Source organism: Arthrobacter sp. GW460-12-1-14-TSB2 (assembly GCF_059423525.1).
Map to the genome: position 1 here is coordinate 34410 of NZ_JBWKYC010000021.1, position 24397 is coordinate 58806.

Here is a 24397-nt window from a genome sequence, read left to right on the forward strand (position 1 = left end):
GAATGGAATCACGTCTTTCCTCACGCAGGTCATTCCTTGCCCTTGCAGCCCTCACTCCCCTGGCAGCCTGGACGGTGACCGCCTGCGGCACCTCGGGCCCCGGCACGGCACCGGCAGGCGGCGCCACGTTCTGGTCCCTGACCGGAGAACCCAACGAGTCCATCCGGAAAAAGAGCCTGGATGCTTTCAACGCAGCCAACCCGGATTCCAAGATCGTCGCCACCGTTTTCCAGAACGATGCCTACAAGACCAAGATCAAAACGGCCATCGGCGCGGGCCAGGCGCCCACCATCATCTACGGCTGGGGCGGCGGAACGCTGAAGACCTACGCGCAGGCGGGCCAGGTGGAAGACCTCACCGGCTGGTTCGATGCCAATCCCGACGTCAAGGCCAAGCTCTTCCCGTCCTCCTTTGGTGCGGCCACCGTTGACGGAAAAATCTATGCCGTGCCCACGCAGACCGTGGCGCCGATTGTCTTCTACTACAACAAGGAACTCTTCGCGAAGGCCAACGCCCAGCCGCCCAAGACCTGGGACGAGCTGATGGCCTTGACCAAGACCTTCAATGACATGGGCGTGGCCCCGTTGTCGCTCGGCGGCCAGTCGCGCTGGACGTCCATGATGTGGCTGGAATACCTGCTGGACCGGATCGGCGGCCCGGAAGTCTTCCAGGCGATCTTCGACGGCAAGGCCAAGGCCTGGTCCGATCCGGCAGTGCTGGAAACCTGTGCCAAGATCCAGGAACTGGTGTCCGCCAACGGCTTCATCAAGGGCTTCTCCTCCATCACGGCGGACAGCAACGCGGACCAGGCACTCCTGTTTACCGGCAAGGCAGCCATGATGTTGCACGGGGCCTGGACCTATGGAGGCATGAAGCACGACGGCGGCACGTTCGTGAAGGACGGAAAGCTCGGCTGGTTCGACTTCCCCGCCGTCAGCGGCGGCAAGGGTGATCCGCTGAACACCGTGGGCAACCCCGCCCAGTACCTGTCCATCTCCGCCAAGGCCAGCGACGCTGAAAAGGAGGCCGCCAAGAAGTTCTTCAAGGACGGCCTGCTGACCACGGACGAGATCACCGCGTACATTTCCTCCGGTGCAGTGCCCATCGTGCAGGGCATCGAGGACAAGCTCGCCTCCAGCGAGGACAAGGACTTCCTGAAGTACGTGTACACGCTGAGCAAGAACGCGCCCAGCCTGCAGCAGTCCTGGGACCAGGCCCTGAGCCCCACCGCCGCCGAGGCGCTGCTGAGCAACATCGACCAGCTGTTCCTCAAGTCCATAACCCCGGCGCAGTTCGCCGAAAACATGAATGCGACGCTTGGGAAATGAGCGCCGGAGCACTCACTGCCCGCGAGCCGGCGGAGCAGCAACTTGCCGAGCAACACAGCACCACAGGCATTAAGGCCCGCCGCGGATCGCTGGGCTGGATGGTCCTGCCCGCCCTGCTGTTCTTCGCAGTCTTCGCCGTCCTTCCGCTCCTGGGCGTCGTTGCCCTGAGCTTCACCAACTGGGACGGCATCGGCGCGATCAGCGTGGCCGGGATGGACAACTGGCTCGCCGTCCTGTCCGATCCCGTGATGTACAACGCGGTGTGGCTGACGTTCGTGATCATGGTGGTGTCCTGGCTGGTGCAGACGCCCATCAGCCTGCTGCTGGGCACCTTCACGGCCGGCAGCCAGAAGTACCGGGCGGTGCTGGCGGTGCTCTACTTCCTGCCGCTGCTGCTCTCCTCCGCAGCCATTGCCATCGCCTACAAGGCGCTGCTCGACCCCAACTTCGGACTGGCGGAAGGCCTGGGCCTGCCGTTCCTGGCCCAGGACTGGCTGGGACAGCCGCAGCTGGTGCTGTTCCTGGTGATCTTCGTGATCGCCTGGCAGTTTGTCCCGTTCCACACCCTGATCTACCAGGGCGGTGTGCGGCAGATCCCCAAGTCGCTGTACGAGGCTGCCGAGATCGACGGCGCCGGCCGGGTCAAGCAGTTCTTCTACATCACCGTGCCGCAGCTGAAATACACCATCATTACCTCCTCCACCCTCATGGTGGTGGGATCGCTGACCTACTTCGACCTCATCTTCGTGCTCACCGCCGGCGGGCCGGGCAACTCCACCAGGATCCTCGCCCTGGACATGTACCTGACCGGATTCCGGGCCAACCTGATGGGGCCCGCCAGTGTCATCGCCGTCATCCTGGTGGTGGTGGGACTCGGCCTGGCCCTGCTGCTGCAGCGGCTGGGCGGCAAGAACGCCGGCGGCAGCCAGCTGGAAGGACTCTGACCATGAGCGCCACCCTCACCAAAGCAACGCCCGCGGCCCTGAAGCCCGCGGAGCCGGCGCCCAATCGCGGTCTCGGCCGCCGGATCCGGAAGCTGAACCTTCCCGGCGGCCTGGCCGGCTGGATCTGGCTCGCCGTCATCATCATTCCGATCTATTACATCGTCATCACGAGCTTCAAGAGCCAGGCGGGATACTTCAGCGAAAACCCGCTGGCGCCGCCGTCGAACCCCACGCTGGACAACTACCGGATGGTGCTGGAAGCCGACTTCGCGCGGTACTTCCTCAACAGCGCGCTGGTGACGGCGGGGGCCGTACTGCCCACGGTGCTGTTTTCCTTCATGGCCGCGTTCGCGATTGTCCGAGGCCGCGGGAAGTTCCTGAAACTCGTCAACGGCCTGTTCCTGATGGGCCTGGCCATTCCGCTGCAGGCCACCATCATCCCGGTGTACCTGCTGATCATCCGGCTGAACCTCTACGACAGCCTGCTGGCCCTGATCCTGCCATCCATCGCCTTCGGCATCCCGCTCACCGTGCTGATCCTGGCCAACTTCATCCGGGACGTACCGGACGAACTGTTCGAGTCCATGCGGCTGGACGGCTGCAACGAATGGCAGACCATGTGGCGGCTGGCGCTGCCGCTGGTGAAGCCCGCGATCGTCACCGTGGCCATCTACAACGGCCTGGGCGTGTGGAACGGCTTCCTGCTTCCGCTGATCCTCACGCAGAGCCCTGAACTGCGCGTGCTTCCGCTGGCGCTCTGGACCTTCCAGGGCCAATACAGCGTGAACATCCCCGCCGTGCTGGCCTCCGTGGTCCTCACCACCCTGCCCATCCTTGTCCTGTACATCGTGGGCCGCCGCCAGCTGCTGAGCGGCCTCACCGCCGGCTTCAGCAAATGACCTCAATGGAGAAATTGCACATGGGTACGCCCGAATCGCTTACGGCCACAAATGCCCCGCCGATCCGCATCGGCATGGTGGGCCACGCCTTTATGGGCGCCGCCCACTCGCATGCGTGGCGCACGGCGCCACGCTTCTTCGACCTTCCGCTGGTGCCCGAGCTGAGTGTGCTTGCCGGCCGGGACAGCGTCCGGGTGGCCGCCGCCGCCCGCCGCCTGGGCTGGGCCGGCACCGAAACGGACTGGCGGGCGCTGGTGGAACGCGACGACATCGACCTCGTGGACATCTGCACACCCGGCGACACCCACGCGGAGATCGCCATCGCCGCGCTGCGGGCCGGCAAGCACGTGCTGTGCGAGAAGCCGCTGGCCAACAGCGTTGCGGAGGCCGAGGAAATGGCGGAGGTTGCCGCCGAGGCCGCAACCCGCGGGGTTTTCGCCATGTGCGGTTACTCCTACCGGCGCACCCCAGCCCTGGCACTGGCCCGGAACATGGTCCGGGACGGCAAACTCGGAACCATCCGCCAGGTGCGCGCGCAGTACCTGCAGGACTGGTTGTCGGACGAGAACGCTCCGCTGACCTGGCGGATGGACAAAGCGAAATCGGGGTCCGGCGCCCTCGGCGACATCGGCGCACACAGCATCGACGCCGCCCAGTTCGTCACCGGCCAGAGCATCACGGGCGTCTCGGCCATCATGGAGACCTTCACCAAGGAACGTCCCGTAGGCGGCGACTTCGTGGGCCTCGGCGGCAGCGGCGCGGCGGGTGCCGACGTCGAGCGCGGTCCGGTGACCGTGGACGATGCGGTGATCTTCAGTGCACGGTTCGACGGCGGCCCCATCGGCGTTTTCGAGGCAAGCCGGGCGGCGCTCGGCAGGAAGAACGCCATGCGCCTGGAGGTCAACGGCTCACGCGGGTCGATCGCCTTCGACTTCGAGGACATGAACTACCTGAACTACTACGACGGCGGCAGCGGCGCCGACCCGTATTCGCTTGGCTTCCGCCGCATTAACGTCACGGAGGCCCACCACCCGTACACCGGGAACTGGTGGCCCGTGGGCCACGGGCTCGGCTACGAGCACGGCTTCACCCACCAGGTGGTGGACCTGCTGACGGCCGTCGGGGCCGGAACCCAGCCCACGCCGTCGTTCTCCGATGCCCTTCAGGTGCAGCGGGTGCTGGCGGCAGTGGAACACAGCGCAGGCAAGGATTCCCGCTGGACCTCAGTGGACGGACGAGAAGGACAAAAACAATGACTGCTACAAAGAACGCCTTGGTGGTGCGCGGCGGCTGGGACGGACACCAGCCCGTCGAAGCCACGGATCTTTTCATCCCGTTCCTCAGCGAACAGGGCTTCACCCTCCGCGTGGAGGAGTCGACGGCGGTGTACGCGGACGCCGCGTACATGGCCGGCGTGGACCTGATCGTGCAGTGCAACACCATGACCACCATCGAAAAGGCCGAGTTCGAGGGGCTCCGCGCCGCGATCGAGGCGGGCACGGGAATGGCCGGCTGGCACGGCGGCATTGCCGATTCCTACCGGAACAATTCGGACTACCTGCACCTGATCGGCGGCCAGTTCGCCTGCCATCCGGTCAAGGACCACGGCGAGCTGCACGAGGATGCCACGGACAACTTCCGGACGTACACCGTCAACATGCTGCCGGCCGCGGCGGAGCATCCGGTCACTGCGGGGATCGGCGATTTTGAGCTTTTCACCGAGCAGTACTGGGTGCTCTCGGACGACTACATCGACGTGCTGGCCACCACCACGCTGCCCGCCCGGGACAAGGACGCGTGGCACCGGGACGTGGTCTCGCCGGCGGTATGGACGCGTTCGTGGGGCGAAGGCCGGATCTTCGTGGCCACACCCGGGCACAGCGTGGAGATCCTCAAGGACAACAACGTCCGAACCATCATCGAAAGGGGCATGCTGTGGGCCAGCCGCTAGGAACCACCGACTTGGAGTCACCGCAGGAATCACCGCTGCGGATCGGCGTGGTGGGCTGCGGCAACATCATCGCCGCCTACCTGGCCACGTTTCCGCGGCTGACCACCGTCAAGCTGGTGGCGGTTGCGGACATCGATCCCTCCCGGGCGGAGGCCGTGGCGGCCGGGCAGCCGGGGGTGCGGGCGCTGGGCGTGGACCAGCTGCTCGCGGACCCGGAAGTTGACCTGGTCCTCAACCTGACCATCCCGGCAGCCCACGCGGACATCGCCCTGCGTGCCGTCGCCGCCGGCAAGGCGGTCTACGGCGAAAAGCCCCTGGCTGCCACGACTGACGAGGCACGCAAGGTGCTGGAGGCAGCAGCGGCGGCGGGCGTCGTCGTCGGCTGCGCACCGGACACGGTCCTGGGAACCGGCATCCAGACGGCCCGCAAGGCGATCGACGACGGCCTGATCGGGGCGCCGATCTCGGCGACGGCCACGATGGTGACTCCCGGGCATGAGCGCTGGCATCCGCAGCCGGACTTCTACTACGTCCCCGGCGGCGGTCCGCTGCTGGACATGGGGCCCTACTACGTCTCGGCGCTGGTGACGCTGCTGGGTCCTGTGGTGTCCGTGATCGGGGCGGCGAGCCATACGCGCGGCACCCGGACCATCGGCGCCGGACCGCGCGCCGGCGAGACCGTGCCGGTCAGCACGGACACCCATGTGACGGGGGTGCTGGTGCACGAATCCGGCGCGCTGTCCACGCTGGTGATGAGCTTCGACGCCGTGGCGACTCAGTCGGCCAATCTGGAGATCCACGGCGAAACGGGGTCGCTGGTGGTGCCCGACCCCAACCATTTCGACGGCGACGTCAAGCTGCGCAGCCTGGGCGGCGAGGGGTGGGAGGTTCTTCCCGTCTCAGCCGGCTACGTTGGCTCCGCCCGCGGCTACGGCCTGCACGACCTCGCCCGGAGTCCGGCCGGTACGGAGCCCCGGGCCGGCGGGGAGCTGGCCTTCCACGTGCTGGAGGTGATGGAATCCGTGCTGGAGTCAGCGGCCCTGGGGCAGTCGGTGAAAGTGGCCAGCCGGTGCGAACGGCCCGAGGCGGTGCCGCTGACCGACCTCGGCGGTTAGCGGCCCCGGCAGTTAGCAACCCCGGCGAGGCACCGGCGAATCCGCCAGCCGCCGTCGTACGTGCCAGGTGACCAGGGCGGCCGCCGCCACTGCGGCGACAACGACGGCGGCGGCGCTGCCGGCAGTGCGCGCCAGGGCACCTCTGATGCAGGCCTTTAAATGTCGGTGCCTGCTGACATGCTGTGGGTGTGGAAAGCAGTGCGGTTGCGGAGACGTTGGAGGCCATGGCGGCCTCCCTTTCTGCGCTGGCTGCCTGTGCCGGTCGCCTGGATGGAAACGCTGCCGGGAACGTGGCCCCGGCCGGTGCTGACCCGCTCCAGGACGAGGCGGACGCGTGCCTGGACGGCCTGGCTGTTGTGGGCAGCCTGGAAGCCAGGATGGCCGCGCTGAAGGTGCACTTTGCCGCCGGATACGCCCACGCTGCCGCGGCCTTGGCGGCCCCGGCCGGTTCCCCGCAGGGGTGCACCGCCCAGGAAATGGCGGTGACAGCAGAGGTGGCCTGTGTCCTGACGGTGAGTGAACGGTCGGCAGCCGCGCTCCTGGCGGATTCAGCCACCCTGACCGAGGACTTGCCGCTGACGCTGGCTGCGCTGGGGGCAGGGACCATTTCATGGCAGCACGCTCGGGTGATGTGCGATGAAACATCCGGTCTGGACCCCGCCGCGGCCGCCGCCCTCGAGGCTCACTTCCTGGACCCCGAGGCCCCCTTTGCGGCGCGTGGCTGCCCGGCCGGGGAGCTGGTGCCGGGCAGGTTCCGGGCTAAAGCGCGCAGCTGGCGCGAACGGCACCATCCCGTGAGCATCGAAGCCCGCCACCGCAAGGGTGCGAAGGAGCGCCGGCTGGAACTTGTCCCGGACCGGGACGGCATGGCCTGGCTCTCCGCCTACGTGACTGCCGATGTGGCGGCGGGTGTCTGGTCCCGTGCCACGGACGCGGCGCGCGCCCTGCAGGGGCCGGCCGAAGCCCGGACCCTGACCCAGCTCCGTGCCGACGTCGCCACATCCTGGCTGCTTGGAGGCGACGCGGAAGGAATCCCGTCACCCAAAGCGCAGGTCCTGGTGACCGTTCCGGTGTTGTCGCTTCTCGGGGTAGCGAACGAACCGGCCACGCTGGACGGCTACGGACCTATACCTGCCAGCATGGCCCGCCGGCTTGTCGCGGACGGCGCCACATCGTTCCTGCGCGTCCTGACGGATCCGCGCAGCGGAGCGCCGCTGGAGATAGGACGCACCAGCTACCCGGTTCCGAAAGCGATGCGCCAGTGGTTGCGGCTTCGGGATGGCCGCTGCCCTTTCCCCGGCTGCAGCAACCACTCCCTGGACAACGAGGCGGACCACCTCCTGGCGTGGTCGGACGGAGGCGGCACCGGAATCTCGAACCTTGGCCAGCCCTGCCGCAAACACCACCGCCTGAAACACAGCTCACGCTGGAAACCTGTTGGCGCCACCAAGGATCAGCCGCCCGGCTGGATCTCACCTTCAGGACGCTCATATCCCAGCGAACAACAGGACTGGGAACCACCACACTGGCCGGACCACCCCGGCCACACGGGCGAAGATCCGGAGAGGGAGCCGCCCACAGGGCCGGACGGACTTCCCGGTGCCCCCGGTCCCGGGCCACCATTACCGATGGATCCCTTCCCTGACTGGGCACTCTTCATCGCGGCCTAGGATCACCCGCGACTCTGCTGCTGCCCGGTCACCCTTGGTGAGCAGTCTCTGCCCTGGGGGTCACCGTTGCGGACGCGCGCTGCTGTCTGCAGCCGTCGCCTGCCGGTGCCGGCGGATCCGCCAGGTGACCAGAACGCCGACCGCCACTGCTGCGACAACGACGGCGGCGGCGCTGCCGGCAGTGCGCGCCACCTCGTCGTAGAGGTTCCCGGCCAGGTACCCTAGGGTTACGAAGAGGCTCCCCCAGAGCACGCCGCCGGTGATGTTCCAGAGTGCGAAGCGCCGGTAGGGCATGCCGCTGAGTCCGGCCAGTGCCGGCATCACGGCGCGGAAGAAGGCGGTGAAGCGGCCCAGGAAAACGGCCTGGCCTCCCCGCCGCCTGAGGAACTCCCGGGCTTTCTCGAGTTGGGGCCGTTTCCGGTCAAAGATCTTTCGGGTAACCAGCCGGGGGCCCAGGTGTTTGCCGATTTCGTAGCCCACCGTGTCTCCCAGGATCGCGGCGGAAATCACCACGGCAATCATGGCTGGCAGCGGGAAGCCTCCCTTTCCGGCGATCACCCCGCCCACCACGGCGGCGGTTTCGCCCGGAATGACGAAGCCGATGAAGAGGGCGTCCTCGGCGAAGACCAGGGCGAACACAACACAGGCCACCAGCAGCGGGCTGGCGTTGAGGAGTCCGTCGAAGAATGCCTGCATCAGGAACAGTGTGGCAGTTGAGGCGGGCGGGCGTCAGCCTGCCCGCCTCAACAAGTTGTTAGATGCGCTCCAGCAACGACACGTCCCGGACGGCACCCCTGTCTGCGGAGGTGGCCATCGCGGCGTAGGCGCGCAGCGCGGCGGAAACCTGGCGCTCCCGGTCCTTGGGCTTGAACCCGCCGTTGACCAGCAGTTTCTCACGGCGTTCGGCGAGGACCTCGTCGGAGACCTCCAGATGCAGGGAGCGCTGACTGATGTTGATGCTGATGATGTCGCCGTCCTCCACCAGGGCGATGGTGCCGCCGGAGGCAGCTTCCGGGGAGATGTGCCCGATCGACAGGCCGGAGGTGCCGCCGGAGAAGCGGCCGTCCGTGATGAGGGCGCACTTCTTGCCGAGGCCGCGGCCCTTGAGGAACGACGTCGGGTAGAGCATCTCCTGCATGCCCGGACCGCCCTTGGGGCCTTCGTAGCGGATGACCACCACATCGCCTTCCGTGACGCCCTTGTTCAGGATCTTCTCCACGGCTTCATCCTGGGACTCGCACACGACGGCCGGGCCTGAGAAGGTCCAAATGGACTCGTCCACCCCGGCGGTCTTCACCACGGCGCCGTCCAGTGCCACGTTTCCGCGGAGCACGGCCAGTCCGCCGTCCTTGGAGTAGGCGTGCTCCACGGAGCGGATGCAGCCTTCCGCAGCGTCGGTGTCCAGGGAGGTCCACTCGTTCGACTGGGAGAACGCGGTGGAGGAGCGGACGCCGCCGGGAGCCGCGTGCCACAGGGCCTGCGCCTCTTCGGTGGCCTTGCCGCCGCGGATGTCCCAGTCATCGAGCCAGCCGTCCAGGTCACCGGAGTGCACGGAATGGACGTCCTTGTGCAGGAGGCCGCCCCGGTTCAGCTCGCCCAGCAGGGCGGGGATGCCGCCGGCGCGGTGAACGTCCTCCATGTAGTAGGTCTTGTCCTTGGCGACGTTTGGGGCCACCTTTGCCAGGCAGGGCACCTGGCGGGACTTGGCGTCCATCTCGGCCAGGCCGTAGTCCACGCCCGCCTCCTGGGCCGCGGCCAACAGGTGCAGGATGGTGTTGGTGGAGCCGCCCATGGAGATGTCCAGGGCCATGGCGTTGTCGAAGGCCTTCGCAGTCGCGATGGAGCGCGGCAGCACGGAGTCGTCGTCGCCGTCGTAATAGCGCTTCACGAGATCGACGACGGTGGCGCCGGCCTTCTCGTACAGCGCCTTGCGGGCGGTGTGGGTCGCGAGCACGGAGCCGTTGCCCGGCAGGGCCAGGCCGATGGCCTCGGCCAGGCAGTTCATGGAGTTGGCGGTGAACATACCCGAGCAGGAACCGCAGGTGGGGCAGGCGTTCTCTTCAATGAGGTTGATGTCCTCGTCGGAGATGGACTCGTCCACGGCGTCGGCGATCGCGTTCACCAGGTCCAGGGAGCGCACGGAGCCGTCGGTCAGGGTCACGCGGCCGGCCTCCATGGGACCGCCGGAGACGAACACAACCGGGATGTTGAGGCGCAGCGCGGCCATGAGCATGCCCGGGGTGATCTTGTCGCAGTTGGAGATGCAGACCAAAGCGTCGGCACAGTGGGCGTTGACCATGTACTCCACGGAGTCGGCGATCAGGTCGCGGGACGGCAGGGAGTAGAGCATGCCGGAGTGGCCCATGGCGATGCCGTCGTCCACGGCAATGGTGTTGAACTCGCGCGGCACGGCGCCGGCGGCGAGGATCGCGTCGGAGACGATCCGGCCCACGGGGGCGAGGTGGGTGTGGCCAGGAACGAACTCGGTGAAGGAGTTGGCCACGGCGATGATCGGCTTGCCGATGTCCGAGTTGGCGACGCCGGAGGCGCGCAGCAGTGCGCGGGCGCCGGCCATGTTGCGGCCATGGGTGACAGTACGTGAACGAAGAGGAGGCATGGTACCGATCATGCCGTCCCGGGCCGCACGGCGGAAGACAGAACTGATACTAGTAGTAGGAGTACCAGACTACTAGTGTTGGTGACTGTGAAAGAGGCAGGCGAGAGGCGCAAGGAACTGGGACTCTACCTGCGGGCACGCCGCGAGCAGGCGCTGCGGTCGGAGTACGGACTTCCGCCGGTGGCGCGCCGGCGTGAACGCGGACTGCGGCGGGAAGAGATTGCCTTCCTTTCCGGGGTCAGCGTCACCTGGTACACATGGCTGGAGCAGGGACGGGACATCCGGCCCTCGCGGGAAGTGCTTGAGGCTGTGGCCCGCACCCTGCACCTCTCAGAGGCCGGCCGCTCCTATGTCCTGTCACTGGGCGGCTATTCCGTACCGGTGTCGGCCGGCCCGGCGGCCGTTGATGCGCCGGCCCACATCCAGCGGCTCCTCGACGCACTGGGCCCCAACCCCGCCTTCGCGCTGGCCCCCGACTGGAGCGTCACGGGCTGGAACCGGGCCTACGCCGCGCTGTATCCCAATATTGCGAACGTGGCTGCAGCGGAGCGGAACCTGCTGTGGCTGGTCTTTACCGATCCCTACGTGAAGGAACTGCTGCCCGACTGGGACGTCACCAGCAGGCGCTTCCTGGCAGAATTCCGGGCAGAAGCCGGGCAGCGGCTGGGCGATCCGGACGTGGCCTACCAGGTGGAGCGGCTCAGGGAAACGAGTCCCGGGTTCAAGGAGGGCTGGGACCGGTACGACATCCTCGGCTTCGAATCCCGCGAACGGCTGTTCCGCCACCCGGCGGTGGGCGTCCTGAGGCTGGAGCACCATCAGGTCTCACCGTCGGACCGGCCGGACCTCCATATTGCGGTCTACACTCCGGTACCGGGCAGCGATGCCGCGGAGCAAATCGAGCGGTTGCTGGCCGCCGGCCGTTAGCTGCCCCGGATCTCAGGCCACGCTGCGGGCAGGTGCCCGGCCAGGCCCCTACTAAAGACGTGAGGCGGCGGAACCCCGAACGGTTCCGCCGCCTCCTATGCTTGGGCCATGGAAGCCGCACAGCAGTTGGGCAGCAAGCCGATACTCACCCTGACGGTGAACCCGGCGTTGGACATCAGCACCTCGACCGAACAGGTCAGCAGCGGCCACAAGCTCAGGTGCGGCGCGAGCCGGCTCGACCCGGGCGGCGGAGGCGTCAACGTGGCAAGGGTCATCCAGCGCCTCGGCGGCCACACCTTGGCCGTGTACACCGCAGGCGGGCCGACCGGTGAGGCCTACCGCCGGCTCATCGAAGCGGAGCGCATCCCGACGCTGGCCGTACCGATCCAAGGAAGCACACGCCAGGACTTCACCGTTGATGAGACGTCCACCGGGAAACAGTTCCGGTTCGTCCTTCAGGGCCCGGAGCTCTCGGAACCGGAGTGGCAGGCCTGCCTGGACCGTGTTGCCGGGGCGATGCCGGTGGGCGGCTACGTGGTGGCCAGCGGCAGTCTCCCGCCCGGGGTGCCGGATGATTTTTATGCGAGGGTTGCCCGGCTGGCGCGGCAGTCCGGTGCCCACTGCATCGTTGATGCCTCCGGACCGGCCCTCACCGAGGCGCTTGCCGAGGGCGTGTTCCTGGTTAAACCAAGCCTCCGCGAACTGGGGGCGCATTTCGGCGCGGCCCTCGACAGCGAGCAGAGCCAGGTGGACGCCGCCTCGGCCCTCGTGGCTGACGGGGCCGCGGAACACGTCGCACTGACTCTCGGCGAGGCTGGAGCCTTGCTCGCGTCGAAGTCGGGCCTGATCCGGTTGGCCGTGCCGGACGTGCCGGTGGTCAGCACGGTCGGGGCCGGCGACAGTTTTCTGGGCGCTTTTGTGCTCCGGCTCGCGCAGGGCCGCCCGCTTGAAGCGGCGTTCCGGGCTGCCGTGGCCGCCGGAAGTGCCACGGTCATGACGCCTGCCACCGAACTTTGCCACCGCGCCGACGTCGAACGCCTGGAGGCTGAGCTCTCCAGCGCAGTGCCCTGACCGACCGCAGCGGCTTCCGGCAGGGACACCCAGTCTGCCTACCGTGCCTCGAGAACGGCCTTCAGCATCCGGAGCTGGGCAACCTCGCCCTGCATGGTTTTGGTGACGAGCCCGTCCAGGACTTTCATGAGACCGGGGAGCTTTAGGTCCAGGACAAAGCGGACGGTGGTGCGGCCGTCGGCTTCGCTCAGGATGTACTCGCCGTGTGGCCGGGCCGGACCGGCGACCACGTCGAAAGCCAGCAGACGTCCGGGCTCCGCCGCCGTGATCCGGTAGTCCCCCTGGATCGGTTTTCCCCGGGGACCGGTGAGCGTCTGGCTGTAGACAGCCCCGAGCTGGCCGGCGTCGCCGCTGGCCAGCCCGATGTCCTTGACGCCGCTGCGCCAGGCCGTGTTATTCAGCCCGTCGGCCAGGAAGTCATAGACTTCCGCGGCGGTTCGGTCGATGGTGATTTCGTTTTCGGCGTGGGCCATTCAGTGCCTCTCGTGTGGCTCCCGGAAGGCGGGGGCAACTTACTACATCTGCATATCGGCGAGCTCGAAGATCTCGAGCCTGAACTTACCACTGCCTTCGGACAGGAATGGGTGGCCGTCCGCGAGCGCCTTCGCTCCGTCGAGGTTTTCGGCCTCCACAATTGAGTAGCCGTTCAGGTCGGAGGCCTCCGCGGCGGATCCGTCGTCCACCATCGAGGTGCCTGCGGCGAACGGTGCGCCGGCGTCCAGCAATGCCGGGCCCAGCTTCTCCATCCAGGCACCCCAGGCGGCCATTTGTTCAGCGGACTGCTCCGGCGTGAACTGGTCCATGGGCGTGGCCGGTCCCTTGTAGAGGTAAATGAACTTGCTCATGACTTGTCCTTTCGTTGTGTTTTTTCCTCTGTGGCCCGCGATCCGTCCCCTTCGAGCAGGGACTTCAGCTTCGCGAGGTCCTTCCGCATGGCCCGGCGCATCATCGGGGCCATGACGAGGCCGGCAACTGCGGAGAAGCCGGCCGGTGTGCCGGCGTTGCGCAGGGTCATCCGGGTGTAACCGGAGTCGGCCGCCGACCAGGTGTAGGTGGTCTGCATGGGGAACGGCCCCTGGGCCGTGCGCATTACCAGCCTCCTGCCAGGGTCCAGCTCGGTAAATTCGTAGACGTATTCCAAGGTCCGTCCGAGGAACTGTGCCTTGAACGCCACCCTGGAGCCCACGGCCAACGGCGGGGCCGTTTCCCAGCTGACTGCCTTGATGTTGCTGTACCAGGCCGGCGCATTATCCGGGTTGGCCGCGTAAGCGTAGACAGCTTCGGGCGGTCGGCGGATCTCTGTTTCCGTCACCACATCAACCATTTCCGGCACCTTCCGCGGGTCTCGTTCCCTCTCGACGACGCTAGAGCCCGGCAACCTGCCGGCCGGTGAAGGCAACCAGGCGTTCCAGGCTTGCCGCCGATTCATCAACAAGGGTTTCCTCGGCAAAGCTCTTGCCGCGCATCTGCGGGCTGATGGTGTCCCGGGCGAGGCCAAGGACGTAGTCGGAAAGGACCGGCGAAACGCTCAGCTCCTGGCCGGTTGCCCGGGCGAAGTCCCACGCGTGGACCAGCAGTTCCAGGTTCAGGATGTTGGCAACGATGGTTGCCGGCAGTTCGGCGAAGCCCATGTCCACGGTTCCCTCCGTGCCGCGGGCGCGGAATGCCTCCAGGGTGGCCTGCGCAGCATCCGCAATCCGGACCTCCGGCGTCGCAGCCGACTGGTCAGGCACGATCACACCGAGGGCCTTGCCGATCGATGCGATCGAACCAAAGAGATGGTCCAGGAGGGCGTCAACGGTGAAGTCCTCGCACGGCGTCGGTGAACCCAGGTCTGATTTCCCCACCCCGCGGAGGACCCGCTGCGCAACAGCCAGGGCCGCCTCGGCGCTGGAAAGTTCGTCGACGGGGTCCGGGGCTGCAGCCCATTCGTCCGGGCCGGCATCTCCGTTCGCGGCAAGCTGCACGAGCCTCTCAAGGAAATGGTTCCAGCCTTCGGCGTGGCCTACCTCCTGCTGTTCCGTCAGTCCCTCGTGAATGAGCTGGACCGTGGTTCCGCCTTCGACAGCCTCCAGGTTCACGGTCACGGTCGACGCTCCCGGCGGCAGCCCGGCGTCGCCCTCCCATCCCCAGGTGTAGACGATCCGCTTTCCCGGCTCGATTTCGGTGAAACTTCCCATCGCCGAGTGCCCCGGCGTAATGGTCCACCGGTATTCCCCGCCCACGCGGAGGTCCACCCGCGCCGCCACCGTCTTCCAGCGCCGCAACCGCTCCGGTTGCGTGATGAGCTCGAAGGCGGCGTCCGGGTCAACCGGAATGAATACTGTCTTATTGAATGTCATCAGAATTCCCTTGTGATGGTTGCTGGCCCAGCCGGCCGGCGTCGGCCACCAGCAGGTCCAGTTCGGTTGTCCAGAAAGCCTCGAATTGTTCACGCAGCCGGACCATCCCGGCGCCGTCCAGGCGGTAGTACCTGTTCCGGCCGTCTTTCCGGGCGGTCACCAGCCCCACTTCCGAGAGAAGCAGCAGGTGCTGGGAAATGGCCGACCTGCTGACCGGAAAATGGCCGGACAGCTCGGTGACCGTCTTCTCCCCCTCCGCCAGCAGCCGAAGCAGCGCCCGCCTGTTGGGCTCCGTCGCGACTTCCAGAAGATCAGGCACAGAAAATACGTTAGTCGCCACTAACGCATTAAGCAAGGGGTAGGCCGGGCATGGAAAAGGGCGGCGGCAACCCTTCCGGGTCGCCGCCGCCCACTTGCAGTTATGCGACCGCTACGGACTCTTTGACCTTCAAGGGTTCAATCTTCCCCATGACGAACAGGTAGTTGGCAGCGCCCACGAGCGAGACGGCTCCGATGACTGCCAGCGGCGCCACGAAGGAACCGGTCTGATCCACCAGCACGCCGATCAGGATCGGCGTGAAGATCCCGGCCAGGTTGGAGGCGAAGTTCTGCAGGCCGCCGATGGATCCGACATGCCTGGAGCTCGGCGCAACGTCCGCGGGCAACGACCAGATGCCGGTTGCTGCGACGGTGAGGCTCGAGTAGGCGACGGAAAGCAGCGCCAAGGCCATCCAGGCTTCCGGCACGAGGGCGGCGAACATGATGACGGAGCCGCCCGCGAGGCCGCCGGCGATGGCGGTCTTGCGGACCCTGGTGACGGATGCCCCGGCCCGTACCGCGCGGTCGGCCAGGTATCCGCCCAGCCAGCCGCACAGAACCGCGCAGATGCCGGGAATGGCACCGAAAAAGCCCAGCTTGAGCAGGTCGAATCCGCGTTCCTTGACGAGGTAGCTGGGGAAGAAGGTGATGAAGAAGTAGATGGCGCTGTTCAGGCAGAAGAAGCCGAACATCATGCTCAGGATGGTGCGGTACTTGAAGAGTGAGCGCCAGGGCAGCTTGGCTGCGTCGGCGTCGTCGCTGCCTTCGCCGCGGGCACCGCCTTCTTCGATGTAGGCCACTTCGGCGGCGTTCGCGCCGGGGTGCTCCTGGGGGCTGCGGTACACCTTCCACCAGACGGCGGCCCAGATAAGGCCGGCGACGCCGATGATGATGAACACTGCATGCCATGAGGTCAGCGCCACGATCAGGGTAACGATGGGCAACGCGATCACGGCCCCCACGCGGGATCCCGAGTCCCAGATGCTGGTGGCGAATGCCCGTTCACGGACCGGGAACCACGTGGCCACCACTTTCGCCGCAGTGCTGGGCGCAGGGCTTTCGCCGACACCCAGGAGGAAGCGCGCTGCGAACAGGGACCAGAAGTTCGTCGCCGCGGCGGTCACCATCGTGAAGATGGACCACCAGACAGCCGCCAGCGAGAACGACCTGCGCGGCCCCACCTTGTCCACGTACCAGCCGGCCGCCAGCTGGCAGAAGTCGTAGGCCCAGAAGAAGGCGGCAAAGATCAGGCCCTGCTGGGTGGCGGTCAGCTCGAAGTCCTTGCCCATGAACGGCAAGGCAACGCTCAGGCTGGAGCGGTCAAGGTAATTGATGCTCAGCCCGATGAAAGCAAGCCAAATGATGACCCAGCGCTTCCGGGTCATTATTCGGGGATTTTTGGTCGATGACGTACTGGCAACTTTACTTCCGAGCGCAGTCATGTGGTCTCCTTCGACGTGAACATGGCTTCGGGCGCCTGTGGCGCCGGGGGAAGACACCGAAGATATCGATGCCAAATCATATAGGAATCTGGTTAATCATATAGAAAATGTGATCCGGATCAAGCCCCCTTGAAAAATCGCCCGCAGCAGCCCCCTCCGGGGCGGCTGAAGGTCCGGTGGAATATGATTCCCCCAGCGACTCCAACCCGGACACCACCCCAACCAGCACTAAGAGGTCAGCGCGTGCCCCCACGTCAGTCTTCCGATATCTCCCGAGGCAAAGCCGCCGTCAGCGATGTGTATGCGTCGATGCGCGCCTCCATCCTCGAAGGTGAGATCGCGCCCGGCACCAGGATCAACATCGACGCCGTTTCGCGAAGTTTGGGCGTTTCGCAGACGCCGGTGCGTGAGGTGCTGCAGCGGCTGGAAGGCGACAACCTGGTGGTCTACAACCCCGGCAAGGGCTACAGCACCACTCCCCTGCTGGACCTGGCCGAACTGCGCTCCCTCTTTGAATTCCGGCTGCTGGTGGAACCCTGGGCAGCGCGGTCTGCGGCCGTAGACCGGTTAGCCAACCCGGCCGCGGCCCTCGAGAAGGAAATTAAGGCATTCCGCGGGGCCATGAAGTCCGAAGGCGACCTCCGGCAGGACCTGGTGGCCCATGACACCAGGTTCCATGACACCATCCTCGCCGCCGCCGGCAATACCGTGGTCCGCCACGCCTTCGCCCAAACGCACTGCCACCTGCATACCTTCCGCCTCTACCCGGCCGACGTCGACGGCGCCATCACCGTCGCGGAACACTCGGCCGTCCGCGAGGCCATCCATGCCTGCCGGCCGGAACAGGCCGAAGCAGCCATGGCGGAGCACATCCGAAACTCCTTTACCCGCTTCGCCCAGGCCTTCGAAGGACACGCCGACCTCGCGCCACTGGAGGACAGCGGGCCGCCCAGGCGGCACATCGTGGATTAGAACCCAACCCCGGCCCCGCGGCCGGGGTTTTCTTTTTGCCACGGACTTGATCTGGATCACGTTTCATATATGATTACTGAAATTCATATAGGAAATCATGCCCACCTTCCACAGCAATCCGAGAGAAGAGATCCATGCCTTCCATCACTTCCATCACCACCCAGGACGTCCGCTTTCCCACGTCGCTGGAACTCGATGGCTCCGACGCGGTCAACGTTGACCCCGACTACTCCGCCGCCTACGTCGTCATCCGCACCGACGCGGGGGACGAAGGCCACGGCTTCGTCTTCAGCTGCGGCCGCGGCAGCGAGATCCTCACTGCGGCCATCGAGTCCTACGCGGGGCTTCTGCGGGGCCGGGACATCGACGAACTGATCTACGACCTGGGCAACGCTTCCAAGCGCCTCATCCACGACTCGCAGCTCCGCTGGCTCGGCCCGGAAAAGGGCGTCACGCAGATGGCCGCCGGCGCGCTGGTCAGCGCCCTCTGGGACATCCGCGCCCGGCGCGAGAACAAGCCGCTCTGGCTGCTCCTGAGCGAAATGTCCCCGGAGGAGATCGTGGACGTTGTGGACTTCACCCACATCCGCGACGCCCTGAACCCGCAGCAGGCATTGGAAATCCTCCGCGCGGGCCAGGACGGCAAGTCGGCCCGCATCGCCAGCCTCCGGGCTCACGGCTACCCCGCGTACACCACCTCACCCGGATGGCTGGGCTACAGCGACGAAAAACTGGTCCGGCTCAGCAAGGAAGCGGCGACGGCCGGTTTCTCGATGATCAAGCTCAAGGTGGGCGGCGACATCGCTGACGACCGCCGCCGCATGGCCCTCGCACGGCAGGCCGTGGGAGACCTCCCCATCGCCATAGACGCCAACCAGCGCTGGGAGGTGTCCGAAGCGATCGAATGGGTCAACCAGCTCGCAGAGTTCAACCCGTACTGGATCGAAGAGCCCACCAGCACTGACGACATCCTCGGGCATGCGGAGATCCGGAAGGGAGTCGCTCCGGTCCGCGTCGCCACCGGCGAGGCCGTGGCCAGCCGGATTGTTTTCAAGCAGCTGCTGCAGGCAAGGGCCATCGACGTCCTGCAGCTCGACTCCACCCGTGTGGGCGGGGTCAATGAGAACATCGCCAACCTGCTTCTGGCCGCCAAGTTCGGCGTCCCGGTCTGCCCCCACGCCGGCGGCGTTGGCTTGTGCGAGCTTGTCCAGCATTTCTCCTTCTTCGACTTTGCCGCCATCACCGGAAGCCAGGACGGCCGCATGATCGAATATGTGGACCACCTCCACGAGCACTTCGCCGAACCGGTCCGGATCGTTGGCGGACGCTATGCCGCCCCGGAACTCCCTGGCACTGGGGCGGAAATGCTCAGCGCTTCCCGGACGCGCTGGGAGTTCCCGTCCGGTGCGGGCTGGCTTGAAGTGGGCGACCGTGCGGCCGTTACCGGCGGCAGCCTTGCACCCGCGGGAGCCGGCCGATGAACAGCACCGCAGCCGAGCTGGACGCATCCGTCGAGGCCGCCCACGCGGCCTTCGAAAAGGCCCGGCTGGCAGGTCCCGGAACCCGGGCAACCTGGCTCGAGGCGGTAGCCGCCGGCCTGGAAGACGACGCCGCGGCCCTTGTTGATCTTGCGGTCGCCGAAACCCATCTCGCGGAACCGCGCCTCCAGGGCGAGCTGAAGCGCACCGTCTTCCAGCTCCGGCTTTTCGCTGACGAAATCCGCCGCGGCGAGCACTTCGACGCGACGATCGACCATGACGATGCCGCCTGGGGCATGGGGCCGCGGCCCGACCTTCGCCGGTACAACGTTCCGCTCGGCGTCGTGGGGGTCTTCGGGGCGTCCAACTTCCCCTTCGCCTTCAGCGTGATGGGCGGCGATTCCGCGTCGGCACTGGCGGCCGGCTGCGCCGTCGTTCACAAGGCACACGACGGCCACCGGGAGCTCGCGGTCCGCACCGCCGAAACGGTGACCGCCGCACTGGAGTCCGCCGGGGCGCCGTCGGGCCTCTTCTCCCTGGTCACCGGCCGCCCGGCTGCGGAAGCGCTGGTTGACCACCCGCTGGTGAAGGCCATCGGTTTCACGGGTTCGACGGCGGGCGGCCGGGCATTGTTCGACCGTGCGGCCGCGCGGCCGGAACCGATCCCCTTCTTCGGGGAACTGGGCGGCATCAATGCCGTCTTTGTCACCGGCAACGCCTGGGCTGCGCGCCGGGAGGAGATCCTCACTGGCTATGCCGGCTCCTTCACCCTGGGCATGGGGCAGTTCTGCACCAAACCCGGCGTGCTGTTCGTCCCTGCCGGGCAAACGGACGAGGTCCGGGACATTCTCCGGAATGCCCTCGAGGACTTCGCTCCGGCGCAGCTGCTCAGCGCACGGCTGCACGAAGGGTTCCGGCAGGCAGTCGCCGGGCTGCGGGACACGGCGGGCGTCCGGGTGCTGCTCGACGGCGACGTCGCCGAGGCTCCGGCACCCACCGTCCTGCTGACCACCTCCGAAGCGGTCCGCAGCGACCCCGGAATCCTCCGCCAGGAGATGTTCGGGCCCGCAAGCCTGGTGGTGGAGTACAGCGATGAATCCGAGCTCACTGCCTTGGCCGGGCTCCTGGAAGGCCAGCTGACCACCACCTTGCAGGCGGAAGTCGAGGACGACGTCGCGGAGCTTGCCGGCAGGCTCGCGGACATCAGTGGGCGTCTGCTCTGGAACGGCTGGCCCACGGGAGTGACCGTCAGTTACGCCCAGCACCACGGCGGCCCCTATCCGGCCACGACGTCGGGCACCACCTCTGTGGGGACGGCCGCCATCCGGCGGTTCCTGCGGCCGGTGGCCTTCCAGTCCTTCCCGCAGCCGCGGCTGCCGGAGCCGCTGCAGGATGCGAACCCGTGGGACGTTCCGCAAAGGGTCGACGGCGTCTGGCGGCGCCCGTCCGCACAGCCGGAGGGTCGGCTGTGACGGCGCTGCCGGTGTCGGTCGCGGCCGTGCTCCCGAAGGACGCGGAGGACGCCCTGCTCATTGGCCGTCTCTGGGACGTGGAAACCTCCGGTCCCCGGGTTGTGGCGGTTCAGGGCGGGGACGTGTTCGACCTGCAGCACCTCGCCGCCACAGTGTCGGAACTGCTGGAACGTTCGGACCCCGCTGCAGACGTCCGTTCCGCCATGACTGTGCCGCGCTGGAAGACGGCGGACGTCGTCGAAGCGTCCCTGGCGCAGGACACTTCCCTTCCGCACTTGCTGGCGCCCGTTGACCTCCAGGTCGTCAAGGCCTGCGGCGTGACTTTCGTGGACAGTATGATCGAGCGCGTCATCGAGGAGCGCTGTGGCGGAGATGCCGGCAGGGCCACTGAAATGCGTGAACTCGTAGGCAGGGCACTCGGCGGCAGCATCGGCGACGTACGTCCGGGCTCGCCCGAGGCTGCCGAGGCCAAGCGGGTGCTCATCGCCGAAGGGCTGTGGTCGCAGTACCTTGAGGTGGGCATCGGCCCGGACCCCGAGGTCTTCACCAAGGCGCCTGTGCTGTCCTCCGTAGGCCTGGGTGCCGGCGTCGGGATTCCCGCGTTCAGTTCCTGGAACAACCCGGAACCGGAACTCGTCCTGATTGTCACGTCCGCCGGCAAAGTTGTGGGCGCCACACTCGGCAACGACGTCAACCTCCGCGACGTCGAAGGGCGGAGCGCCCTGCTGCTGGGCAAAGCCAAGGACAACAACGCATCCAGCGCGCTGGGGCCGCTGATCCGGCTGTTCGACGGCGACTTCACCCTTGAGACCCTGCGGCAGGAGGAGATCCTGCTCCGGGTGGAAGGATCAGGCGGGTACCTGCTGGAGGGCCGGAACACCGTGGCACGGATCAGCCGCCCGTTCGAGGAGCTGGTGGCGGCTACCTTCGGCAAGCACCACCAGTACCCGGACGGCTTCGCGCTGTTTACCGGCACGCTGTTCGCACCCACGCAGGACCGGGACGAACAGGGCCAGGGCTTCACCCACAAAATGGGGGACGTCGTCACCATCCGCAGCCGCCACCTCGGCGCCCTGGTCAACCCCGTGGGTGCCGCCGAGGAGCTGCCGCCGTGGCGTTTCGGGCTGCGTCAGCTGTTCACCTACCTTGCAGTGCAGGAGCGGTCCGTTTCAGTTGTGGGCGCAGCAGTTGTGGGCGCGGCCAGCCTCAGCTGAACAGTCCCTCGCCGATGTAGCCGCCGGGTTTGGTGCCCGGCGGCACAGCGGCCAGGGCGGAGCCGGTGTGCTTGAGGTACTCCACGGCCAGGGTGTCCTGCTTGGCCATGGCCATCTGCATCGGCACGTAGTGCGTGCGCGGGTCCTTGACGAAGGCGATGAAGAACAGGCCGGCGTCGAGGTGCCCCAGCCCGTCGGAACCGTCCGTGTAGTTGTACCCGCGGCGCAGCATCCGGACGCCGCCGTTCTGGTCGGCGTGGGCCAGCCGGACATGTGAATACATACCCATCAGCGGCTCGCCGTCCTTGCCCTTGATGGTGAAGTCCGGGGCGGTGAATTCCTTGCCGCCGGACAGCGGAGCGCCCTCGGCCTTGGTCCGGCCGATCAGGGCTTCCTGCTCGCCCAGCGACGTCCGGTCCCAGATTTCGATATGCATACGGATCCGGCGGGCCACCAGGTAGCTGCCGCCCTCCATCCAGGCTTCACCGGCCCGGGCGCCCTTCTCAGCCCAGACGTGGTTCTCCAGGAGGTCCGTGTCTTCGGCCTTGAGGTTGTTGGTGCCGTCCTTGAAACCGAAAAGGTTGCGGGGCGTCTGCTGTGCCCGGGACGTGGAGGCGGTGCGCCCGAAGCCCAGCTGGGACCAGCGGACGCGGACTTTCCCGAACCCCAGCCGTGCGAGGTTGCGGATGGCGTGAACAGCAACCTGGGGGTCGTCCGCGCAGGCCTGCACAATGATGTCGCCGCCGCTGCGCCCGGCCTGAAGGTCGTCGCCCGGGAAGTGCGGCAGGTCGATCAGGGCCTCAGGCCGGCGTCCCTCGAGCCCGAAGCGTGCCTTCCCGTCCTTTTCGAACAGGCTGGCACCGAAGCCGAACGTCACGGTGAGCTTGCCGGCGCTGAGGCCCATGGCTTCGCCCGTGTCCTGCGGCGGCGCGTCATAGGAGCCGCCGGTAGCGCCGGTTTCGCCGGCTTCCCGGCCCTGGGTCATCGCCTCCGCGGCGGCCGTCCAGTCTTTGAGGAGCCGGATCAGCTCGGCGCGGTCCTCGGTGATGAGATCGAAGGCGGCCATGTGCAGCCGGTCCTGCGCCGCCGTCGTAATTCCCGCCTGGCGTTCCCCGTGGAACGGGACGGTGTCATTGGCCGGCGCATCGTCGGCAGGTACTGCCGCGACGACGGCGTCGCGTCCCCACAGGCCGGCGGCGAGGCCGGCGAGCGCTCCCGCGCCCCCGACCCCGGCGAAGGAGAGCAGGCCGCGGCGCGAAACACCGCGCGTGGCAACAGGGCTGGCCTGTGACGTGTCCTGCGAAGCGCCCGGCCGGGCACCGTCCTGGACCCCGCCGTCGTGGCCGCCGCTATCCTGGCCGTCCCGGCCCCCGCCGAAAGGGCAGCCGGTCACAGCACGACTGCCGCAGTGAGGTTGGACAACGGCTCGCCGAGGGAATCCACCAGGGCGGCGAGGCGCTGGACCTGCTCAGGGCTCAGCTCGTTGTAGTAGGCAAACCCGTCGCCCCGGGCGTGGGTCTTCAGTTCGGCCTGCAGCGCGGCGAACTTGGTGTCCAGGCTCTTGGCAAGCTCCGGGTCCTTCTGCTCCAGGACGGGCTTGAGGTTTTCGAAGGCGATCCGGGCACCGTCCACGTTGGCCTGGAAGTCCCAGAGGTCGGTGTGGGACCAGATTTCCTCTTCGCCCGTGACCTTGCCGGTGGCCACCTCGTCCAGCAGTTCCTTGGCACCGTTGCCCAGCTTGTCTGCCGTGAGCTCTACTGTCCGAGTGCGCTTGGCCAGCTCTTCGGTGTCGGCCACCAGCTGGGCCGCGAGCTTTTCGCGGTCCGCTGCGCCCAGCGGCTGGAAGCCGGCCGGCGGGAACAGGTCCTTTTCGGCGCGGTGCCAGCCGGTCCATTCCTCGCCCTCGGCCAGGTCCGCCTCGCGGGCGTCCAGCTTGGGGTCGAGGTCGCCGAAGGACTCGGCCACCGGTTCAATTCGTTCCCAGTGCATGCGCGTTGCGGCGTAGAGCTCCTTGGCGGTGGCAGCATCGCCGGCGGCGTACGCCTCGGCGAACTTCTTGGTACCGGCCAGAAGCTGCTCCGTCTGGTCCTTGACGTAGGCCACGTACTGGGTGGCCCCCTGGTCGGTGAGCGCTTTCAGGTCGCTGTCCACCGCGGGCTTGCTGCCGGAGTCGACTACGTCAAAACCGGCCCGGATGCCGTCGCCCACCATGCCGGGCTTGCAGGCTGTGTTGTATTTCCCCGCAGGGACCGTGACCACAAGGTTCCGCGTCAGGCCGGGCCCGATGTTTTCCACCTCACCCAGGATCCGCAGCCCGTCTTCCGCCAGCAGGTAGAACTCGGTGACCTGATCGCCGTCGTTCTGGACGGCGAACGTAAGGTTGCCGCTCTTCGCGGACGCCGTGGACACCTTGCAGGCGTCGCTGGTGCTGGTGACCTGGATGGGGCCATCGGCCCCTGCCGGGGACGACGGTGCAGCGTTGTCCGTGCAGGCAGCAAGCATCAGGGGCAGGACGGCGACGGCGGCTGCGGCACTCAGGCGGACTGCAGTCCCACGCCGGCGGTCCGGGGTGCGTACTGCTGCTGAGGGGGCGGAATTGGGCAGGCTGGGGCTGGGCATGGAGTGGGTCCTTGGGGG

The 24397-nt window shown here is 67.1% G+C and carries 23 protein-coding genes; 13 read left to right on the forward strand and 10 right to left on the reverse strand.

Translation table 11 applies throughout. The features are described 5' to 3' along the window. The first annotated feature begins 2 nt into the window (after positions 1-2). From AC07YR_RS19830 to AC07YR_RS19860, 7 genes are all read left to right on the forward strand, one after another. The gene (locus tag AC07YR_RS19830; protein ID WP_494734994.1) at positions 3-1328 is read left to right on the forward strand and encodes an extracellular solute-binding protein; all 1326 of its coding nucleotides are present in this window, start codon (positions 3-5) and stop codon (positions 1326-1328) included. Positions 1329-1426: 98 nt separating this feature from the next. After that, the gene (locus AC07YR_RS19835; RefSeq protein ID WP_051628832.1) at positions 1427-2272 is read left to right on the forward strand and encodes a carbohydrate ABC transporter permease; all 846 of its coding nucleotides are present in this window, start codon (positions 1427-1429) and stop codon (positions 2270-2272) included. A gap of 2 nt (positions 2273-2274) precedes the next feature. After that, positions 2275-3171, forward strand: a complete 897-nt coding sequence (locus AC07YR_RS19840; protein WP_436056369.1) for a carbohydrate ABC transporter permease — start codon at positions 2275-2277, stop codon at positions 3169-3171. 20 nt (positions 3172-3191) lie between these two features. Then, entirely contained in the window at positions 3192-4427 is a 1236-nt protein-coding gene (locus AC07YR_RS19845; protein WP_494734995.1) for a Gfo/Idh/MocA family protein, read from the forward strand. Then, on the forward strand, positions 4424-5122 hold the full coding sequence (locus AC07YR_RS19850) for a ThuA domain-containing protein (protein WP_494734996.1): 699 nt from the start codon (positions 4424-4426) through the stop codon (positions 5120-5122). Before AC07YR_RS19845 ends, AC07YR_RS19850 begins: the two co-directional genes overlap by 4 nt. Further along, positions 5107-6237 carry a Gfo/Idh/MocA family protein gene (locus AC07YR_RS19855; RefSeq protein ID WP_494734997.1) on the forward strand — a complete coding sequence of 377 codons (1131 nt, stop codon included), beginning with the start codon at positions 5107-5109 and terminating at the stop codon, positions 6235-6237. Before AC07YR_RS19850 ends, AC07YR_RS19855 begins: the two co-directional genes overlap by 16 nt. Positions 6238-6461: 224 nt before the next feature. Beyond that, positions 6462-7907 carry an HNH endonuclease signature motif containing protein gene (locus AC07YR_RS19860; RefSeq protein ID WP_436059237.1) on the forward strand — a complete coding sequence of 482 codons (1446 nt, stop codon included), beginning with the start codon at positions 6462-6464 and terminating at the stop codon, positions 7905-7907. Positions 7908-7967: 60 nt separating this feature from the next. On the opposite strand, the gene AC07YR_RS19865 is transcribed toward AC07YR_RS19860, so the two are convergent. Continuing rightward, on the reverse strand, positions 7968-8603 hold the full coding sequence (locus AC07YR_RS19865; RefSeq protein WP_494734998.1) for a DedA family protein: 636 nt from the start codon (positions 8601-8603) through the stop codon (positions 7968-7970). A gap of 58 nt (positions 8604-8661) precedes the next feature. Further along, positions 8662-10524 (reverse strand): dihydroxy-acid dehydratase, encoded by a 1863-nt coding sequence (gene ilvD / locus AC07YR_RS19870; RefSeq protein WP_436056366.1) that lies wholly within the window; start codon positions 10522-10524, stop codon positions 8662-8664. A gap of 75 nt (positions 10525-10599) precedes the next feature. On the opposite strand from ilvD, the gene AC07YR_RS19875 reads away from it, so the two are divergent. Together AC07YR_RS19875 and AC07YR_RS19880 are read left to right on the forward strand one after the other, a co-directional pair. Continuing rightward, a complete protein-coding gene (locus AC07YR_RS19875; protein ID WP_494734999.1) occupies positions 10600-11451 on the forward strand; it encodes a helix-turn-helix transcriptional regulator in 852 nt (283 codons plus the stop codon). Between the two features lie 108 nt (positions 11452-11559). Then, the gene (locus AC07YR_RS19880; RefSeq protein WP_055801751.1) at positions 11560-12522 is read left to right on the forward strand and encodes a 1-phosphofructokinase family hexose kinase; all 963 of its coding nucleotides are present in this window, start codon (positions 11560-11562) and stop codon (positions 12520-12522) included. A 38-nt stretch (positions 12523-12560) separates the two neighbouring features. Here the strand turns inward: AC07YR_RS19880 and AC07YR_RS19885 are convergent, their stop codons facing one another. The 6 genes from AC07YR_RS19885 to AC07YR_RS19910 form a co-directional block, all read right to left on the reverse strand. Beyond that, entirely contained in the window at positions 12561-12995 is a 435-nt protein-coding gene (locus AC07YR_RS19885) for an SRPBCC family protein (protein ID WP_436056364.1), read from the reverse strand. Between the two features lie 42 nt (positions 12996-13037). After that, positions 13038-13367: a YciI family protein gene (locus AC07YR_RS19890; protein WP_055801753.1), complete on the reverse strand. Its 330-nt coding sequence runs from the start codon at positions 13365-13367 to the stop codon at positions 13038-13040. Further along, the gene (locus tag AC07YR_RS19895; RefSeq protein WP_494735000.1) at positions 13364-13846 is read right to left on the reverse strand and encodes an SRPBCC family protein; all 483 of its coding nucleotides are present in this window, start codon (positions 13844-13846) and stop codon (positions 13364-13366) included. Before AC07YR_RS19895 ends, AC07YR_RS19890 begins: the two co-directional genes overlap by 4 nt. A gap of 40 nt (positions 13847-13886) precedes the next feature. Continuing rightward, positions 13887-14864, reverse strand: a complete 978-nt coding sequence (locus tag AC07YR_RS19900) for a TIGR03086 family metal-binding protein (protein ID WP_494735001.1) — start codon at positions 14862-14864, stop codon at positions 13887-13889. Continuing rightward, positions 14851-15183, reverse strand: coding sequence for an ArsR/SmtB family transcription factor (locus AC07YR_RS19905; RefSeq protein ID WP_028270391.1), 333 nt, complete (start codon positions 15181-15183; stop codon positions 14851-14853). Before AC07YR_RS19905 ends, AC07YR_RS19900 begins: the two co-directional genes overlap by 14 nt. A 100-nt stretch (positions 15184-15283) precedes the next feature. Next, the gene (locus tag AC07YR_RS19910) at positions 15284-16567 is read right to left on the reverse strand and encodes an MFS transporter (protein ID WP_494735002.1); all 1284 of its coding nucleotides are present in this window, start codon (positions 16565-16567) and stop codon (positions 15284-15286) included. A 300-nt stretch (positions 16568-16867) separates the two neighbouring features. Between AC07YR_RS19910 and AC07YR_RS19915 the strand changes: the two genes are divergently transcribed. From AC07YR_RS19915 to AC07YR_RS19930, 4 genes are all read left to right on the forward strand, one after another. Continuing rightward, positions 16868-17596 (forward strand): GntR family transcriptional regulator, encoded by a 729-nt coding sequence (locus AC07YR_RS19915; protein ID WP_436056361.1) that lies wholly within the window; start codon positions 16868-16870, stop codon positions 17594-17596. Between the two features lie 134 nt (positions 17597-17730). Beyond that, positions 17731-19077, forward strand: coding sequence for an L-fuconate dehydratase (locus AC07YR_RS19920; protein WP_494735003.1), 1347 nt, complete (start codon positions 17731-17733; stop codon positions 19075-19077). Then, complete coding sequence (locus AC07YR_RS19925) at positions 19074-20546, forward strand: aldehyde dehydrogenase (NADP(+)) (protein ID WP_494735004.1); 1473 nt, start codon at positions 19074-19076, stop codon at positions 20544-20546. Before AC07YR_RS19920 ends, AC07YR_RS19925 begins: the two co-directional genes overlap by 4 nt. Beyond that, positions 20543-21760 (forward strand): fumarylacetoacetate hydrolase family protein, encoded by a 1218-nt coding sequence (locus AC07YR_RS19930; protein ID WP_494735005.1) that lies wholly within the window; start codon positions 20543-20545, stop codon positions 21758-21760. Before AC07YR_RS19925 ends, AC07YR_RS19930 begins: the two co-directional genes overlap by 4 nt. On the opposite strand, the gene efeB is transcribed toward AC07YR_RS19930, so the two are convergent. Both efeB and efeO read right to left on the reverse strand, forming a co-directional pair. Beyond that, the gene (gene efeB, locus AC07YR_RS19935) at positions 21753-23153 is read right to left on the reverse strand and encodes an iron uptake transporter deferrochelatase/peroxidase subunit (RefSeq protein ID WP_494735006.1); all 1401 of its coding nucleotides are present in this window, start codon (positions 23151-23153) and stop codon (positions 21753-21755) included. The genes AC07YR_RS19930 and efeB overlap by 8 nt on opposite strands. After that, positions 23150-24262, reverse strand: a complete 1113-nt coding sequence (efeO, locus tag AC07YR_RS19940; protein WP_494735007.1) for an iron uptake system protein EfeO — start codon at positions 24260-24262, stop codon at positions 23150-23152. Before efeO ends, efeB begins: the two co-directional genes overlap by 4 nt. Positions 24263-24397 lie beyond the last annotated feature (135 nt).